Source organism: Modestobacter sp. SYSU DS0904 (genome assembly GCF_054051115.1).
Map to the genome: position 1 here is coordinate 55,123 of NZ_JBJHAQ010000009.1, position 16,971 is coordinate 72,093.

Below are 16,971 nucleotides of genomic sequence, written 5' to 3' on the forward strand. Positions count from 1 at the left end.
CGCCGGTCAGCCCCCGTCGCGCCCGGCGACGTCACCGGGGGTGAGCCGCCCGGCCAGCAGGTCCGCCGCGACCGAGTCCAGCGACCGGCCGGTGGCCCAGGTGTGCGCCCGCAGCAGGGCCAGGGCCGACGGGGCGTCGACGTCCCACGCCGTCGAGGTCCGCCCGACCGCCTCCCAGACCGCCGCGCGCCGGGCCGCGGCCGGGGTGCGCAGCCAGCCCGGGCCGTCCGCCGCCGTCCAGGACGACCACAGCGCCGCGTCACCGAGCGCGGAGGTGATCAGCGCGCCGACCGCCAGGGCGTCGAAGACGTCCAGCCGCGGCACGTCCTGCGGCTCGGTCAGGAAGACGTCGAGCACCCCCACCCCCGTCAGCGTCGAGCGCAGCGGCAGGCAGACGACGCCGCGGAACGGGGTGCCGGTGAGCAGCAGCTCCGCGTAGGCCGGCCACCGGCGGCGCAGGTCCTCCGCTACCGCGAAGACCGGCTGCCCGCTGTCGTACACCGCCGCGCACGGCCCGTCGCCGGCGGTGAACTGCAGCCGCTCGGCCCGGCCCGCCTCCGGTGAGCTCGTGCCCAGCGGGGTGCGGCCCCGGGCACCGGCCCGCACGCTGAACCCGACGCCGTCCACCGCGAGCACCCGGGCGGCGGCCCGGGCCAGCCGGTCGGGGAGCAGCTCCAGCTCACCGGAGCCGCCCGGCTCGGCGGCGAGTGCGGCGGCGAAGCGCCCGGCGAGGCTCACGACCCGAGGATCACCGCACCGGTCGCGGACCACAGGGTCTCGCAACGATCACCGGCGCGCCGCCAGCTGTGCGTGCACGCCGAGGTCCACCACGCTGTCGTCGTCGCCGGGCAGCTCCGGGTCGTGGGTCACGCAGACCACCAGCCGGCCGGCCAGCGCGCGGCGCAGGTCGGCGACCAGGGCCGCGGCCGTGGGCGGGTCCAGGTGGGCGGTCGGCTCGTCGAGGAGCACGACGTCGCGGTCGGCCAGCAGCGCGCGGGCGACCGCCAGCCGCCGCCGTTCCCCGCCGGACAGCGACGTCCCGCCGGCCCCGACGGGGGTGTCCAGTCCGTCGGGCAGCGTGCCGAGCAGCGGGGCCAGCCCGGCGTCGGTCAGAGCCCGGTGCATCGCGGCCTCGCCGGTGGCGCCGGTGAGCTCGCCGCGCGGCCGGGCCAGCGCGAGGTTGGCCCGCAGCGAGGCGTCGAAGACGTGCGCGTCCTGCGGGCACCACGCCATCGCGGCCTGCACGTCGGCGCGGGTGAGCCGGGAGACGGGCACCGGACGCCGGCCGTCGCCGAGCACGTACTCGCCGGCGGACGGGCGCAGCGCGGCCAGCAGCACCGACAGCAGCGTCGACTTGCCCGACCCCGACGGCCCGGTGACCACCAGCCAACCGGTGCCGGCGGTGGCGACCAGGTCCAGGTCGCGCAGCACGCCGGCGCGCCCGGGCCAGCCGGCCGACAGCGATTCGGTGGCCAGCTCCCGGACCGGGCGCGGCGCGGGCAGCCGGTCGTCCGGCGCGGGGTCGGCCGCCACCGGCTCGGCCAGCACCGCCGCGATCCGGGCCCGGGCGTCGTGCAGCGCCAGGCGGTGACGACGGGCGGCGTTGATCGCCGCCAGCGGCTCCAGCAGGGCCAGCGGCGCGAGCGCCAGCACCGCCGCCACCGGGGCGGAGATGTCACCGGCGCGTACCGCCGCCGCGCCGGCCGCGAGCGCCAGCACGGCGGCCGCCCCGGTGGCGAGCGCGGCCACCGCGTCACCGACCGCCACCGCGGCGGCACCGGCCCGGGCGGCCCGGCCCTGGCGGCGGCCCAGGGCGTCGAGCCGGTCGACCGACCCGGGCACCAGGCCGTGCGCGCGCAGGTCGGCGGCGGCGTCGAGGGTGGCGGTGGTCTCCCGGAGGGTCACCGTCTGCAGCTCGGCGGCGGCGCGGGACACGCCCCGGTCGGCCCAGCGGTGCACCAGCAGCACGAGGAGCACCGCGGCGGCCAGCACCGCGGCCACCAGCCCGCCGGCCGGCGGGTGCAGCACGGTGAGCACCGCCGTCGTCCCCACCAGGACCGAGCCGGCCACCAGCGGCGGGGTGACCACCCGCACGGAGAGGTCCTGCACCAGGCCGACGTCGCCGACCAGCCGGGCCAGCGTCCGGCCGGGGGTGCGGTCGGCGGCCGGCCCCTGGGCCACCAGCGCCCGCCACAGCTGCAGCCGGGTGGTCGAGGCCAGGCGGAAGGCGGCGTCGTGGGTGGCCAGACGCTCCAGCCAGCGCAGCACCGCCCGGGCCAGGCCGAACCCGCGCACGCCGGCGGTGGCCACCAGCAGGGTGAGGATCGGCGGCTGCTCCGCGGCCCGCACGATCAGCCAGCCGGAGACTGCGGTGAGCGCGATGCCGGCCGCGCTGGAGGCGGTGCCGTAGCCCACCGCCCTCGCCAGCACGCGCCGCGGCCAGCTCAGTTCCGCGGCCGTCGTCGCGCTGACCGCCCCGACCGCGGTGGGCGGCGGTGCGCTCTCCGCCCCGGGCGTGGGCGCGCCGGCGGGAAGCGTCCGTGGGACCGAGGTCAGCGGCGGGGTACCGGTGGGGGCGGGCAGCTCCACGGTCCGGTCGGCGAGCGCGGCCAGCGCCGGTTCGTGGGTGACGAGCACGGTGCACAGCGAGCCGCGCAGCTGGTGCAGCACGGCGGCGACCCGGGCGGTCGCGGCGGTGTCCAGCGAGGCGGTCGGCTCGTCGAGCAGCAGCACCCGGGCGCCGCGCTGCACCCGCACCAGGGCCCGGGCCAGCGCCACCCGCTGCAGCTCGCCGGGGGACAGCGTGCGGCAGACCCGGTCGCGCAGGTGCTCGCCGTCCACCCACTCCAGCGCGGTCTCCGCCAGCCCGGTGGCCCAGGCCGCGTCGACGTCGCCGGCGTGCCGGCGCAGCTCGTCGACGACGGTTTCGGCGACGGTGCGCGGGAACTGCGGTACGACGGCGACGTCCTCGGGCCGCGACACGCGGCCGGTGACCTCGACGCCCGCGCCGTCGGCGAGCTGGCCGGCGAGCACCGCGAGCACGGTCGACTTGCCCGACCCGCTGGCCCCGCGCAGCGCGACCAGCTCGCCCGGTGCCACGGTCAGCGCCGCGCCGGTGACCGCGGGGACGCCCCGGCCGTCGAACCGCACGGTCAGGTCGGCGACGGTGATCCCGCGCGGTTCCCCGGCCGGCGGTGGCCCGACGACCGGGCGCGGCAGCGGGGTGGCCAGCACCCCGCGCGCGGCGGCCGCGGCCTCGGCGGCGTCCTCGGACGCGTGGTGGGCCGAGCCGAGGGCACGCAGCGGGGCGAACGCCTCGGGGGCCAGCAGCAGCGCGAGCAGCCCGGCGTCCAGGCCGATGCCCCCCTCGACCAGCCGGACGCCGACGGTGACCGCGACCAGCGCGACCGACAGGGTGGCCAGCAGCTCCAGCACCAGCGAGGAGAGGAAGGCCGTGCGCAGCGTGGCCAGGGTGCGGCGGCGGTGCGTCTCGCCCAGGTCGGCGAGCGCGGTCAGCTGGTCGGCGGCGCGGCCCAGGCCGCTGAGCACCGGCAGCCCGCGGACCAGCTCGGCGACGTGCCCGGCGATCCGGTCCAGCGCGCGGGCGGCCCCGGCCGTCTCGTCGCGGGTGTGCAGCCCGACCAGCGCCATGAACAGCGGCACCAGCGGCAGGGTCACCGCCACCAGCACGGCGGAGAGCCAGTCGGTCACCCCGAGCACGACCAGCAGCACCGGCGGGACGACGGCGGTCTGCGCCAGCGCCGGCAGGTAGGTGGCCAGCGCCGGGCCGAGGTCGTGCAGCCGGGTGGTCGCCAGCACCGCCGCGGGCCCGGTGCCGCCGGCGGCGGTGACCGCCTCGCCCTGCCCGCCCAGCAGCCGCTCGAGCAGCCGGCGGCGCAGGGTGTCCTCGGCGCGGCGGGCGTCGCGGGTGGCGACGACGGTGCCCAGCCCGCCGGCCAGCGCCCGCACGGCGGCCCCCAGCAGCGCCACGGCCAGCGCCGTCCCCGGGTCCTGCCCGGCGAAGACGTCGGCGACCGCCCGGGCGAGCCCGGCGGCCAGCAGCACCACGCCGGCGGTCTGCGCCAGCGCCAGCACCCCGGCCCGGGCGAGGGCGCCGGTGAGCCCCGGCACTCCGGCGAGCGCACCCAGCGGCCCGCGCCCTGCCCCGCCGCCGCGGCCACTCGGCCGCGCCACCTCACCCGAGTGGCCACTCGGGTGCCGCCCGGCCTCGCCGAAGTGGCCACTTGGGTGCCCTCCCTCGCCGAAGTGGCCACTTCGGCGACGCAGGCTGCGGGGGGTCACGCGTCCACCGGCTCCCCGGGCACCTCGTGCGGGGTCTGCGGCTCGGCGGTCAGCCGCTTGCGGAAGACCCAGTAGGTCCACGCCTGGTAGCCCAGCACGATCGGCAGGCCGAAGCCGGCGGCCCAGGTCATCACGGTCAGCGTGTAGTCGCTGACCGAGGCGTCGGCGATGGTGACGTCGAAGGCCGGGTCGATCGTCGAGGGGACGACGACCGGGTACGCGGCGCCGAAGATCGTCGCAGCCGAGCCGAGCATGACCACCGCCCACGCGCTGAACGCGGGGCCCTCCCGGTCCAGCCGGAGGTAGGCCGAGGTGAGCAGCACCGCCACGGCGGCGACCAGCCACAGCGCCGCGGTGACCACGGTGCCCGACCGCAGGTGCACCAGCCCGGCCCAGGCCAGCAGCGGCAGGGCGGCGACCGGCGACCAGCGGGTGGCGAACCGGCGGGCGGCCACCCGGACCGGGCCGTCGGTCTTCAGGGTGAGGAAGACCGCGCCGTGCACCAGCGAGAAGCCGAGCACCGCGGCCGCACCCAGCAGCGCCGACCAGCCGACGCTGGCGAAGGCCCCGCCGACCCGGGTGCCGTCGGCGTCGATGGGCAGGCCGAGGGTGGTGCTGCCCAGCGCGGCGCCGATCCCGAGGGCGGCGATCAGCGACCCGGCGGTGATGACCTGGGTCCAGGTGGTGTCCCAGGCGGCGGTGTGGTGCGAGTGCCGCCACTCGAAGGCCACCGCCCGGATGATCAGGCCGAACAGCACCAGCACGAAGGGCAGGTACAGCGCCGGCAGCCAGGTGGCGTACCAGCCGGGGAAGGCGGCGAAGACGGCGCCGGCGGCGGTGATCAGCCAGACCTCGTTGCCGTCCCACAGCGGGCCGATGCTGCGCAGCATCAGGTGGCGGTCGGCCTCGCGGCGGCCGAGCACCGGCAGCAGCGCGGCGACGCCGAAGTCGAAGCCCTCCAGCAGCAGGAAGCCGGTCCAGAGCACCGCGACGGCGGCGAACCAGAGCGTCTGCAGGTCCATGGTCAGCTCTTCTCGGTGAGTCGGGTCAGTAGGCGAACGAGAGAACGTCGTCCTCGTCGCTGCGGCGGGTGCTCGCGCTGCCCGGCGTGACGTCGGCGCCGCCGTCGACGTCGTCGTCCGGGTGTCCGTCGGGGGTGTGCCCCGGGGTGGGGGCGCCGTCGCTGGTGGTCACGCCGCGGCGCACGAAGCGGGTGAGCAGCCACAGCTCCACCACCGCGAGCGCGCCGTAGACCAGCGTCAGCGCGATCAGCGACGTCCACACCTCGGCGGCGCTGACGCCGGGGGAGACGGCCTGGGCGGTGAAGAAGTAGACCTGCTCCTCGCGGGGGACGTCGGGGTTCGGGTGGACCACGAACGGCTGGCGGCCCATCTCGGTGAAGATCCAGCCGGCCGCGTTGCCGATGAACGGCGCACCGACGGCCAGCAGCGATCCGTAGACCCCGATCCGCGACGTCGGCACCCGGCCCCGCCGGGTGGACCACAGCGCGTAGGCGCCGACGGCGGCCGACACCATGCCCATGCCGATCATCAGCCGGAAGTTCCAGTAGGTGACCGCCAGCAGCGGGGTGTAGTCGATCTCCTCGCCGGCCTTGTCGCCGAACGACGGGTCGTCGGGGTAGGTGGCGCCGTAGGCCGCCGAGTACTCCTCCTGCAGCTCGTTCACGCCCGGCACGGCGGTGGAGAAGTCGCCGTGCGCCAGGTAGGAGAGCAGGTAGGGGACGGTCCAGGAGTGCACGTCGTCGCACTCGTTGCTGCCCAGCTTGCCGACGGCGAAGATCGAGAACGGCGCCGGCGCCTCGGTCGTGCAGAGCGCCTCGGCCGAGGACATCTTCAGCGGCTGCTGCTGGTACATCAGCTTGGCCTGGTAGTCGCCGGTGATCGCGACGAGCACGAACGCCAGCAGCGAGACGACCCCGCCGAGCCGGGCCGAGCGGCGCCACACCGAGTGGTCGGTGTCCTCCGGGCTGAGCCCGGCCAGCCGCCGCTTGCGCAGGTGGTAGAGGCCGATGCCGACCAGCAGGGCCCCGGCGACCATCAGCGCGCCGGCGATGGTGTGGCTGAAGGCAGCCAGCGCGGTGTTGTTGCCCAGCACCGCGAGGAAGTCGACCTGCTCGGGACGGCCGGTGGCGTCGTTGGTGACGACGCCGACCGGGTGCTGCATCCAGGAGTTGGCCGCGATGATGAAGTACGCGCTGACCACCGAGCCGATGACCGCCGCCCAGAGGGTGGCCAGGTGCACCTTCTTCGGGATCCGGCCCCAGCCGAAGATCCACAGCCCGAGGAAGGTCGACTCCAGGAAGAACGCCAGCAGCGCCTCGAGGGCCAGCAGGGAGCCGAAGACGTCGCCGACGAAGCGGCTGTACTCGCTCCAGGCCAGGCCGAACTGGAACTCCTGGACCAGCCCGGTCGCCACGCCGAGGACGAAGTTGATCAGGTAGATGCGGCCCCAGAAGCGGGTCATCCGCAGCCACTCGGGCTTGTTCGTCCGCACCCACATGGTGTGCATGACCACGACCAGGATGCCCAGGCCGATCGTCAGCGGCACCATCATGAAGTGGTAGACGGTGGTGATCCCGAACTGCCAGCGCGCCACGTCCAGGACGTCCACGGGCTTGCCCCTCTTCTCTCGCGTCGTACGCTCGACGCATACTTCTACCGGTCGTAGAACTTATTTCTACGCCTCGTAGAACGAAAGTTCTACGACCGGTAGAGACCATCGGCTGTGAGCCGCCGGACAGGGGAGGGACCTTTGGCCTCACTTGGAGAGCTGGAACGCACCGTCATGGACTGGATCTGGGCCGCCGGCGGGCCGGTGAGCGCCACCCAGGTGCGCGACGGGCTGGCTGACCGTGAGCTGGCTCTCACCACCGTGCACACCGTGCTCGGCCGGCTGGAGCAGAAGGGCTTCCTCGTGCACGACGACGCCCGCCCGCGGCGCTTCGCCCCGCGCGCCTCGCGCGAGGAGCACGCGGCCGGTCTGATGCGCGAGGTCCTCGGCCAGGCCGCCGACCGGCAGGCCGTGCTCGCCCGGTTCGTCGGCGGGGTCGACGCGGAGGAGGCGCGGATGCTGCGCGAGCTGCTGGCCGGCGTCGACCGGCCGGGTCGGGACGCCGGCGCCCGCTGACCGTGCTCCCCGCGACCGCGACCGCGCTCGCCGTCCTCGCCGCGCTGCTGGCCTGGCCGGTGCCCGCGGCGCTGGCCCGGGCCGGCTGGGCGCGCCGCGACCCGCTGGCCGCGCTGGTCTGCTGGCAGGCGATCGGGCTGGCCGGCGGGCTGTCCATCATCGGCGCGCTGCTGGTGCACGGCCTGGCGCCGTGGGGGCACTCGCTGCCCGAGGCCTGGTGGCACTGGGTCACCCGGCAGTCGGCCACCGAGCCGGTGCGCGGTGACCACTGGGTCGCCCAGACCCTCGCCGCGGTGCTCGCGGTGGAGCTGCTCGGCGTGCTGGCGCTCTCCTGGGCGCGCACCGCCCGCACCCGGCGGCGGCACCGGGAGCTGCTCGAGCTCGTCGTCGCCCCCCGCCCGCCCGGTCCCGGCACCGCGGACCCTGCGGACGAGGCGCTGCTGCTGGACCACCCGGCGCCGGTCGCCTTTTGCATCCCCGGGGCCAAGCCGCTGCTGGTGCTCTCCTCCGGGATGGTCGCCGAGCTGCCCCGGGACCAGCTGGCCGCCGTCGTCGCCCACGAGCGGGCGCACCTGCGCGAGCACCACCACCTGCTGCTGCTGCCCTTCGTCGCCTGGCGGGCGGCGCTGCCGGTGCTCCCGGCCGCCGACCGGGCGCACGACGCCGTCCGCGACCTGGTCGAGATGCGGGCCGACGACGTCGCGCTGACCGCGCTGCCCGGCCCGGACCCGCGGCGCACCCTGGCCGCGGCGATCGTCGCGTCGGCGGGCGGTGCCGGCGGTGCGGTGCCGGCCGGGGCGCTGGCGGTCACCGGGGGAGCGGTCGCCGTCCGGGTGCGCCGACTGCTGGCCCCGGCTGCCCCGCTGCCTCGCGCCGGCCGGGTGGGGGCGATCGCCGCCGCGCTCGCGCTGCTCCTCGTGCCGACCGCACTGCTGCTCCTCCCCGCCCTGGTCTGACCCCGCTCCTTTCGCCGAAGTGGCCACTTCGGCGAACCAGGGCGCGCACCGGAGTGGCCACTTCGGCGAGCCGGGGCCCGCGCCGAAGTGGCCACTTCGGCGAAGGGGACGCATCAGGGGGCGGCGCGGTGTCCGGGAACGCGGAACGGGCACCGGTCCGCAGGCGGAGTGCCTGCGGACCGGTGCCCGTTCGCTGCGCGGCAGGCCGCGCGCCGGAGGTCAGCGCGTGCGGCGCGCCTCGACGGTGTGGTCGTTCCAGTCGTCGTCGCCCTCGGGCTCCTTGGCCAGCAGGCCGGCACCGACGGACCAGACGATGCCGCCGACGAGGCCGATCCACGCGCCCAGCTCGGTGGACAGGTCGGAGCCGCGCTCGAAGGCGCCCGGCGCGTCGAAGACGTAGCTCAGCGACAGCAGGACGGCGGCGATGCCGACGGCCATGGCGGTCAGCGACAGGCCGCGGTGCTGGCGACCGCGGGCGCGGGTGGCCGCGTACTGCAGGCCGACGACCAGGCCGATGCCCAGGAACGCGACGAGCGGGATGGTGGTGTCGGTCTCGTAACCCGAACCGGAGGTGCTCTGCTCGCCGTCGGTGGACACCCAGTCCAGGAAGGTCGCGATCAGGAAGACCACGACGCCGGCGGTGGCGATGTGTGCACCCGTGGTCGACGCCGGGCGCGTGTGCTCGTGCGGGCGGCCAGTGCTGGGCCTGTTCGAATCTGCGTTAGCCATGACTCACCGTTACCCCGGTGCCCATGATCGACACGTGAAGTCATGTACTTGATAGTCGGGGCTCATCGTGCGGCGGGGCCGGGCGCCTCGCGACGGGCGGCGTCCCGCTCGCCGCGGGCCGTGTCGCGTTCGTCGCGAGCCTCGGCCAGGTCGTCCTCGAGCTGCACGATGACCTGCGCGGAGGCCAGCAGGTGGCCGTCGTCGAGCAGCACCCGTACCCGGGCGGCCAGCTGCAGCTGGTGCCGGGAGTAGCGGCGGTGGCCGCCGGGGGAGCGGTGCGGGTGGAGGACGCCGGAGGCGTCCAGGCTGCGCAGGAACGCCGCCTGCACCCCGAGCAGCTCCGCGGCCTGGCTCATGGTGAGCACCGGGTGGTCGGGGTCGTCCAGCCGGTCGAGCGGGTCGCTGCCCATGGGTCCTCCAGTGCTCCGGACGACGACGGGGGCGGGGCCGTCGGGCCCCGCCCCCGTCGAGGGTCGGTCGGCGTCAGCTCTTCGCGGGCTCCGCCGACTCCACCGCGGGCTGCTCGCCCTCGATGGTGTGCGCCGCCACCTCGGCCGGCCTGTCGGCGCGGGACACGGTGATCTTGCGGGCCTTCGCCTTCTCCGCGACCGGGATGCTCACGGTGAGCACGCCGTCGTGGTAGCTGGCCTCGAGCTGGTCGGTGTCCAGGCTTCGGCCCAGCACCAGCTGGCGGGTGTAGCTGCCGAACGGGCGTTCGGCGACCTGCCACTGCGCTCCCTCGATCTGCGGGACCGAGCGCTCCGCGCTGATCGTCAGCGTGGTGCCCTCGACCTGCAGGTCGATGGAGCCGGGATCGACGCCGGGGAGGTCGAAGTGGGCGACGAAGTTGTCGCCCACCCGGTAGGCGTCCATCGGCATGCCCGCGAGCGGGCGCGCGGTGGTGGTGCCCGCTCGACCGGTCAGCTGGTCCAGCGCGCGGAACGCGGCGGACGTGGTGGCGAAGGGGTCGTAGGAGTTCAGCATCATGGCCGAGTACCTCCGGATTCGTGCTGTGTGCCGTTCTGGTGTCGCTGTGTTCTGTTGCCGCTGCCCGAGGCGTATCCCCAGCGGCGACTGCAGATTACCTCGGTCGCGCACCTGAGTAAACCTCCCGACGGCAGAAATGTTCCACCGGCTACTGCAGATCCGATCAGCCGGCGGCGGTGCCGAGGCGGCGCTGCACCACGGTCTCGGCGAGCCGGCGCGCCGCGGGCAGCGGGTCCTCGTGCGCGAGCTCGGGCGTGGTGGCGTACCGGGCGTACCGGGCCAGGGCGCCGTCGTAGACCAGCAGCAGCTCGCCGGCCAGTGATCCGGGATCGTCCGCGCCGGCCTCCTGGGCGAGGGTCTGCAGCCGCTCGGTGAGCAGCCGGGTGTCCGCGGCCAGCCAGGTCTGGCCCGGGTGTCCCCCGGGCAGCTCGGTGGCCGCGGCGAGGAAGCCGCACCCGCGCCGGTTGCCCTCCTGCCGGCGGTAGCGGGCCACCGCGTCGAACAGCGACAGCAGTCGCGCCGCCGGGTCGGTGCACTGCTGGAGCACCTCGTCCCAGGTCGCGCGCCAGCGCTCGTGTCGTTCCTGCAGGTAGGCGGCGACCAGGGCGTCCTTGCCGGCGAAGTGGGCGTACATCGTGGCCGGTGCGACGCCGGCCCGCCGCAGTACGGCGTCCACGCCGGTGGCGGCGATGCCGCCCTCGTAGAACAGCTCGGCGGCGGCGGTCAGCAGGCGCTCCCGGGCCGGCCGGGTGGCGGATGAGGTGGGCACCGTTCTACTGTAACGAGCGTTATGGCGAAACGATCGTTACAGACCACGACCGGTCGGCTCGGCTCGCTCGTGGGGGCCGGGCTCGCGGTCATCGCGGTCACGTACGGGCTGGCCCGCTACGGCTACGGCCTGTACCTCCCGCAGTTCCGCGCCGAGTTCGGCTTCTCGGCAGGAACCGCGGGGGTCCTCGCGGCCGGCAGCTACCTGGCGTACTGCGCAGCGGCGCTGGTCGCGCCCCGGCTGTCCCGCCGGAGCGGTGGCCGGACGGCGCTGTGGGCTGCCGGGGGCGCGGCCGCGGTGGGGTGCCTGGTGGTGGCCACCGCGACCTCCGTCCCGCTGCTCGCCGCCGGGGCCCTGGTTGCCGGCAGTGGTGCGGGGGCGGCGACCCCGGCGCTGGTGACGGCGGTCGCGGCGACGGTGCCGCCGGCGCGGGAGCCCCGCGCCCAGGGCGTGGTCAACAGCGGAACGGGTGCGGGCGTGGTGGCCGGGGGCCTGCTCGTCCTCGCCGTCCCCGAGGCGTGGCGGTGGGCGTGGGCATCGTTCGCCGTGGCCGCGGTGCTGGTGACCTGGTGGGCCGACCGGTCGGCCCGCTGGTCGGCGTCGGTCGATCCGGCCGGTGGGCCGCCCGCGGGCCGGCTGGGCCGGCCGCTGCTGGCCGCCGTGCTGGCCGGCGCCGGGTGCGCCAGCGTCTGGACCTTCGGCCGGGACCTGCTGACCGGCCCCGGTGGCCTGCCGCCGGGCCTGACCGGCGCCCTGTGGTGCGTGCTCGGCGCGGCGGGCCTGGCCGGTGGGGTCAGCGGGGCCTTGGTGCAGCGGGTGGGCCTGCGCGCGGCGTGGGCCGGGACGCTGGTGGTCGCCGCCGGCGCCTCGGCGCTGCTGGCCGTCGTCCCCGGCGTGGCCGCGGCTGCCGCCGTCGCGCTGGCGCTGTTCGGCAGTGCGTTCGTCGCCATGAGCGGCGTGCTCATCGCCTGGGCCGCGCACCTGCGACCGGCCGCCGCCGCGTCGGCCGCCGCCCGGCTCTTCGTCGCCCTGACGATCGGGCAGGCACTCGGCTCGGTGCTGCTCGGTGCGCTGGCCGACGCGCTCGGCATGCCGGGTGCCTTCCTGGCGGCGGCCGTCCTCGCACTGCTGGCCGCCACGGTCACCCAGCCCCGGCAGCCGGGCCGTCCGGACCCGGGCGCACCGCGGTCCCGCGACCGCTCCGTCACTACGGAGGGTGCGCCCCCTAGCCTGACCGGGTGACGGCCCACTCCCACGGTCACGGCCCCGCCACCGACGGCGAGCTGCCGCCCCCCGACCCCTCCGCCGTCGCCCGGCGCCGCTGGGCGGTCCGGCTGATGCTGCTGGTGCTGGTGCCGGTGGGCATCGCCACGCTGGTCGGGCTCGGTGTGCTGTGGCCCAGCAGCGAGCAGACCGCGGCGCAGCAGGCGGCCGAGTCCTTCCTGCCGCCGGGCACCACCTACCCGGAGGCGACCATCGTCTCGCTGGAGACCTACGAGTGCGCCGCGGCGACGGGCAACGCGCCTGCGCAGACCTGCGCCCGGGCGGTGATGGTCATCGCCGAGGGCGACAGCTCCGGCGACTACGTGCAGGTCGAGCTGTCGCCGGAGGTGGTGGCGGAGGGCATCGAGGTCGGCGACGAACTGGTGCTCAACCGCGACCCGGGGATCGACAGCGGGCAGGTCACGTACCAGTTCCAGGACTTCCCGCGCAGCACCCCGATCATCGTCCTGGCACTGGCGTTCACGCTGGTGGTGGGCGCAGTGGCCCGGTTGCGCGGGCTGCTCGCGCTGGTCGGGCTGGGGTTCGCCTTCTTCATCCTGCTGCAGTTCATGCTGCCCGGCCTGCTGGCCGGTTCCTCGCCGATCTGGGTCAGCCTCGTCGGCTCCTCGGCGATCATGTACGTCGTCCTCTACCTGGCCCACGGCTTCAACGCCCGGACGACGACGGCACTGCTGGGCACCCTGTTCGGGCTCGCGCTCAGCGCGGTGCTCGGGACCGTCGCCGTCGCCGCCGCCCACCTCACCGGCCTGGCCAACGAGGAGGCCGTGCAGCTCCTCCAGTTCGACCCGACCCTGGACTTCTCCGGCCTGGTGCTGGCCGCGCTCGTCGTCGCCGGGCTGGGCATCCTGAACGACGTCACCATCACCCAGGCGTCCGCGGTCTGGCAGCTGCACGAGGTCTCGCCGGAGATGAGCTGGGTGCGGCTGTTCCAGCGCGGCATGGCGATCGGGCGCGACCACATCGCCTCGACGATCTACACCATCGTCTTCGCCTACGCCGGGGCCGCGCTGCCGCTGCTGATGCTGTTCGAGATCTACCAGCGCCCGTTCTGGACCACCCTCACCGGTGCGTCGGTGGGCGAGGAGGTCATCCGCACCCTGGTGGGCGGGATCGCGCTGGTGCTCGCCGTCCCGGTGACCACCCTGGTGGGCGCGCTGGTGGCCACCGCGGCCACCTCGGCCTCCGGGGCGACGCCGGCCGGGCCGGCGCCGGAGCCCACCGCCGAGGAGCGCGAGGCCGAACGCCGCCGGGAGCGGCTGCGGGCGATGCGCGCGGCCGCGGTCGAGGGCGCGAGCGAGGGTGGCGGAGGGGGCGGCCGGCCGCCGCGGCCCCGGGACCCGGGCTGACCCGGGCGTCCGGCACCGGCGATGCTGACCCGGTGAGCACCGATCTGCTGGCCGCAGCGGCCGCCGCCCCGGGATTCCTGCCACCCGACGAGGGCCGTGCGCTGTACGAGGCCGCCCGCGCGGTCCCGGTCCCCGGGCCGCTGCTGGAGATCGGCAGCTGGCTGGGCAAGTCGGCGCTGTACCTGGCCGCCGCGGCCCGGGAGACCGGCCGGCAGGTGGTGAGCGTCGACCACCACCGCGGCTCGGAGGAGCACCAGCCCGGCTGGGAGTACCACGACCCCTCGCTGGTCGACCCGCGGATCGGCCGGATCGACACCCTGCCCGGTTTCCGGCGCACGATCGCCGACGCCGGGGCGGAGGACGTCGTCATCGCCGTCGTCGCCCGGTCGGAGGTGCTGGCGCCGCTGTGGATGACCCCGTTGGCGCTGCTGTTCCTCGACGGCAGCCACACCGAGGAGTCCGCCCGCCGCGACCAGGACGCCTGGGTCGGCACGGTCGCGCCCGGCGGCACGCTGGCGATCCACGACGTCTTCCCCGACCCGGCCGACGGCGGCCAGGCACCGTTCGGCGTCTACTCACGGGTGCTCGCCTCGGGGGAGTTCACCGAGCTGCCGGGCACCGGCTCGCTCCGGCTGCTGCGGCGGGTCTCCTGAGCTGACGGCGGCCGGCTCCCGACGACGGGGGACGATGGCCGGGTGACCGGAACCGATCAGCTGACCCGGGCCCGGGCCGAGGCGTTGGCCCAGATCGAGGCGCTGACCCGCGAGTTCGACGAGGTGGTGGCGGCCTCGGCCGCCTCGAACGCCGACGACGAGCACGACCCCGAGGGGGCGACGATCGCCTTCGAGCGCCAGCAGATCGCCGCGCTGCTGGCGACGGCGCGGCGCCGGCTGGCCGACGTCGACGACGCGCTCGCCCGGGCAGCGGCCGGCGACTACGGCCGGTGCGCGACCTGCGGCGACCCGATCGGCGCCGAGCGGCTGGCCGCCCGCCCGCAGGCGCGCACCTGCATCAGCTGCGCGCGATGAGCCAGCCGTACCCGCCGGTGGAGCCGTACGACACCGGGATGCTCGAGGTGGGCGACGGGCACTCGCTGTACTGGGAGCTCTGCGGCAACCCCGACGGCAAGCCCGCGGTCGTGCTGCACGGTGGGCCGGGTCAGGGCTGCACCCCGGGCATGCGGCGCCAGTTCGACCCGGCGCGCTACCGGGTGGTGCTGGTCGACCAGCGCAACAGCGGGCGCAGCAGGCCGTGGGCGGGGGAGCCGGTGGTCGACCTGTCGGCGAACACCACTGCGCACCTGGTCGCCGACCTGGAGCGGCTCCGGGAGCACCTGCGCATCGAACGATGGCTGGTCAGCGGCGGCTCGTGGGGGGTGACCCTGGGCCTGGCCTACGCGCAGGCGCACCCGTCGCGGGTGACCGAGCTGGTGCTGGGCGCGATCACCTCGGGCGACCGCTGGCTGCTGCGCTGGATCACCCGGGACATGGGCCGGGTCTTCCCGCGGGAGTGGGAGCGGTTCCGGGACGGGGTGCCCGCCGCGGAGCGGGACGGCGACCTGGCCACGGCGTACAGCCGCCTGCTGCACGACCCGGATCCCGCGGTGCGGACGCGCGCCGCGCAGGCGTGGTGCGACTGGGAGGACACCCACGTCTCCCTCGCCCCGGGGCACGAGCCCCACCTGTCGGTGGCCGCGCCGGAGATCCAGCTGGCCGTCGCCCGGCTGGTGACCCACTACTGGGGCAATGGCTGCTTCCTGGACGACGGGCAGCTGCTCCGCGACGCGCACCGGCTGGCCGGGATCCCCGGGGTGCTGGTGCACGGGCGGCTCGACGTCAGCGGCCCGCTGGATGTCGCCTGGCAGCTGCACCGGGTGTGGCCGGACAGCGAACTGGTCGTCCTCGGCGACGCAGGGCACAGCGGCAGCAACATGCGTGAGGCCGTGACCGCCGCGCTGGACCGGTTCGCGGACGGTCGCTGATCGGGTGGTCCACCGGCCCCGGGGTCAGGGCAGCGCGCCGACCTCCTCCAGTTGGGTGAGCACCTCCGGCAGGTCCGCGAAGGCATCCTGGACGTCCTCCGGGGTGGCGATCGACCAGGCGTTGACGCGCAGGTACTCCCGCAGCGCCGCGTCGAACTCCTCGGCGCCCACCTGTGTCCGGGCCTCGACCAGGGTCGCCCCGCCGACGGTGTAGACGGTGTCGTAGTACGCGGAGCTGGGTCGCCGGAACTGCTCCCAGTACTCGATCGGCTCGCCCACGCCGTGCCGGCTGGACCCGGGCAGATCGGCGAGACCGGCCGAGCCCTCGCCGTGCACCACCATCTGCGCGAAGGTCGCGAAGGACTCGTCCAGCCAGGGGTCGACGCCCTGGTTGTTGCCGACCAGGCCGTAGAACCACATGTGCGCCAGTTCGTGGGTCACCAAGGCCCGGCGGAAGTCCGGGTCGGTGTCGCCGAACTGGATGGCACCGGGGAACTCGATGCCGCTGGTCTGGCTGGAGAGCACCGAGACCCAGAGGTCGTCGTAGGGGAAGGGGCCCAGCAGGTCGACGAGGGCCTCCATCGACTGCTCCAGCTGGGTCAGCCACTGCTCCGGGGTCGCCTCGTCCACCTCCTCGTCGAGGCCGACGTGCACCCGGACACCCCCGATCTCCGCCGTCCGCACGTCGAGGTCGCCGACCGTCACCGCGACGTCCCGGACGGCGGGGGCGGTGAACTCGTGGACGGTGGTGCCCCCGGGGCCCTCGGTGGTGCCGACCAGCCGGCCGGCGCCGAGCACCTCGTACCGGGAGTCGGCGACCACCTCCAGCGAGGCGAGCTCGAAGTCCTCGCTGGAGGCCATCTCCCCGGCCACGCGGACCGCTGGGCTGCGGTCCCACCCGCGCCCGCGCTCCCAGGCGAGCAACGGGAAGGCGGTGGCGAACCAGGCGACGTCGGCCGCGGAGGCGGTGCCGACCCGTTCGTTCACGTCCGTGCCGAGCTGGACGGTGAACTCCAGCTCGACGGTGATCTCCTCGCCCGGTTCCGCGCACTCGGCCAGCGGCACCTCCAGCAGGGTGCCGGCGGGTGCGTCCTCGGGGGCTCCGGCCGGCACGTCCCGCATCTCCGCCGGGTCGCCGTCGACCCGGACCGCGGACACCGTCGTCCCGCTGCCGGCCCGGGCCGTGGCCGGCTTGTTGGCCCAGGATCGGAACACGAGCACGCAGGTGCTCAGGTCGGGGGTGAAGACGACCTCCTCCCGGCCGGACACCGTCTGCAGGTCTTCGGAGACGTCGAACCGCAGGTCGACCACCGGCCGGTCCGGCCAGGGCTCTGCCCGGGCCGGGGCGTCCGGAGAGGGCGCGGCGGTGGGGCGGGGGTCGGGGGAGCCGCCGGTCGTGCAGCCACCGAGCAGCACGGCTCCGGCGAGTGCAGCGATCGCGGCCTGTCGACGAACCGCGTGCATCACTGC

At 75.7% G+C, this 16,971-nt stretch carries 16 protein-coding genes; 7 read left to right on the forward strand and 9 right to left on the reverse strand.

What is annotated here, in order from left to right; all coding sequences use genetic code 11:
- Positions 1–6 precede the first annotated feature (6 nt).
- The 4 genes from ACI79U_RS08455 to ACI79U_RS08470 are packed head-to-tail and all read right to left on the reverse strand — an operon-like array spanning position 7 to position 6,933.
- Positions 7–738: a GAF domain-containing protein gene (locus tag ACI79U_RS08455; protein ID WP_457069825.1), complete on the reverse strand. Its 732-nt coding sequence runs from the start codon at positions 736–738 to the stop codon at positions 7–9.
- A 48-nt stretch (positions 739–786) separates the two neighbouring features.
- Complete coding sequence (cydC, locus tag ACI79U_RS08460) at positions 787–4,302, reverse strand: thiol reductant ABC exporter subunit CydC (RefSeq protein ID WP_457069827.1); 3,516 nt, start codon at positions 4,300–4,302, stop codon at positions 787–789.
- Complete coding sequence (cydB, locus tag ACI79U_RS08465) at positions 4,299–5,324, reverse strand: cytochrome d ubiquinol oxidase subunit II (protein ID WP_457069829.1); 1,026 nt, start codon at positions 5,322–5,324, stop codon at positions 4,299–4,301. The genes cydC and cydB overlap by 4 nt, the downstream gene beginning before the upstream one ends.
- A gap of 25 nt (positions 5,325–5,349) precedes the next feature.
- Positions 5,350–6,933 carry a cytochrome ubiquinol oxidase subunit I gene (locus ACI79U_RS08470; protein WP_457069831.1) on the reverse strand — a complete coding sequence of 528 codons (1,584 nt, stop codon included), beginning with the start codon at positions 6,931–6,933 and terminating at the stop codon, positions 5,350–5,352.
- A gap of 141 nt (positions 6,934–7,074) precedes the next feature.
- On the opposite strand from ACI79U_RS08470, the gene ACI79U_RS08475 reads away from it, so the two are divergent.
- Entirely contained in the window at positions 7,075–7,449 is a 375-nt protein-coding gene (locus ACI79U_RS08475; RefSeq protein ID WP_457069833.1) for a BlaI/MecI/CopY family transcriptional regulator, read from the forward strand.
- 2 nt (positions 7,450–7,451) lie between these two features.
- A complete protein-coding gene (locus tag ACI79U_RS08480; protein WP_457069835.1) occupies positions 7,452–8,405 on the forward strand; it encodes a M56 family metallopeptidase in 954 nt (317 codons plus the stop codon).
- 219 nt (positions 8,406–8,624) lie between these two features.
- Here ACI79U_RS08480 and ACI79U_RS08485 read toward each other — a convergent pair whose 3' ends face one another.
- The 4 genes from ACI79U_RS08485 to ACI79U_RS08500 all read right to left on the reverse strand — a co-directional run bounded on the left by ACI79U_RS08485 (position 8,625) and on the right by ACI79U_RS08500 (position 10,890).
- A complete protein-coding gene (locus tag ACI79U_RS08485; protein WP_457069722.1) occupies positions 8,625–9,035 on the reverse strand; it encodes a hypothetical protein in 411 nt (136 codons plus the stop codon).
- Positions 9,036–9,196: 161 nt separating this feature from the next.
- A complete protein-coding gene (locus ACI79U_RS08490) occupies positions 9,197–9,544 on the reverse strand; it encodes a MerR family transcriptional regulator (RefSeq protein ID WP_457069720.1) in 348 nt (115 codons plus the stop codon).
- A 73-nt stretch (positions 9,545–9,617) separates the two neighbouring features.
- A complete protein-coding gene (locus ACI79U_RS08495; protein ID WP_457069718.1) occupies positions 9,618–10,121 on the reverse strand; it encodes an Hsp20/alpha crystallin family protein in 504 nt (167 codons plus the stop codon).
- A 163-nt stretch (positions 10,122–10,284) separates the two neighbouring features.
- Positions 10,285–10,890: a TetR/AcrR family transcriptional regulator gene (locus ACI79U_RS08500; RefSeq protein ID WP_457069716.1), complete on the reverse strand. Its 606-nt coding sequence runs from the start codon at positions 10,888–10,890 to the stop codon at positions 10,285–10,287.
- A 21-nt stretch (positions 10,891–10,911) separates the two neighbouring features.
- Between ACI79U_RS08500 and ACI79U_RS08505 the strand changes: the two genes are divergently transcribed.
- From ACI79U_RS08505 to pip, 5 genes are read left to right on the forward strand one after another with little or no spacing between them, the layout of a single operon-like run.
- Positions 10,912–12,132, forward strand: a complete 1,221-nt coding sequence (locus ACI79U_RS08505; protein WP_457069715.1) for an MFS transporter — start codon at positions 10,912–10,914, stop codon at positions 12,130–12,132.
- On the forward strand, positions 12,129–13,520 hold the full coding sequence (locus ACI79U_RS08510) for a YibE/F family protein (RefSeq protein ID WP_457069714.1): 1,392 nt from the start codon (positions 12,129–12,131) through the stop codon (positions 13,518–13,520). The genes ACI79U_RS08505 and ACI79U_RS08510 overlap by 4 nt, the downstream gene beginning before the upstream one ends.
- Positions 13,521–13,552: 32 nt before the next feature.
- Positions 13,553–14,173 (forward strand): class I SAM-dependent methyltransferase, encoded by a 621-nt coding sequence (locus ACI79U_RS08515; RefSeq protein WP_457069712.1) that lies wholly within the window; start codon positions 13,553–13,555, stop codon positions 14,171–14,173.
- Positions 14,174–14,215: 42 nt separating this feature from the next.
- Positions 14,216–14,548, forward strand: a complete 333-nt coding sequence (locus ACI79U_RS08520) for a TraR/DksA family transcriptional regulator (protein WP_457069710.1) — start codon at positions 14,216–14,218, stop codon at positions 14,546–14,548.
- Complete coding sequence (gene pip / locus ACI79U_RS08525; RefSeq protein WP_457069708.1) at positions 14,545–15,501, forward strand: prolyl aminopeptidase; 957 nt, start codon at positions 14,545–14,547, stop codon at positions 15,499–15,501. Before ACI79U_RS08520 ends, pip begins: the two co-directional genes overlap by 4 nt.
- Positions 15,502–15,525: 24 nt before the next feature.
- Here pip and ACI79U_RS08530 read toward each other — a convergent pair whose 3' ends face one another.
- A complete protein-coding gene (locus tag ACI79U_RS08530; protein WP_457069706.1) occupies positions 15,526–16,965 on the reverse strand; it encodes a M1 family aminopeptidase in 1,440 nt (479 codons plus the stop codon).
- Positions 16,966–16,971: the final 6 nt, after the last annotated feature.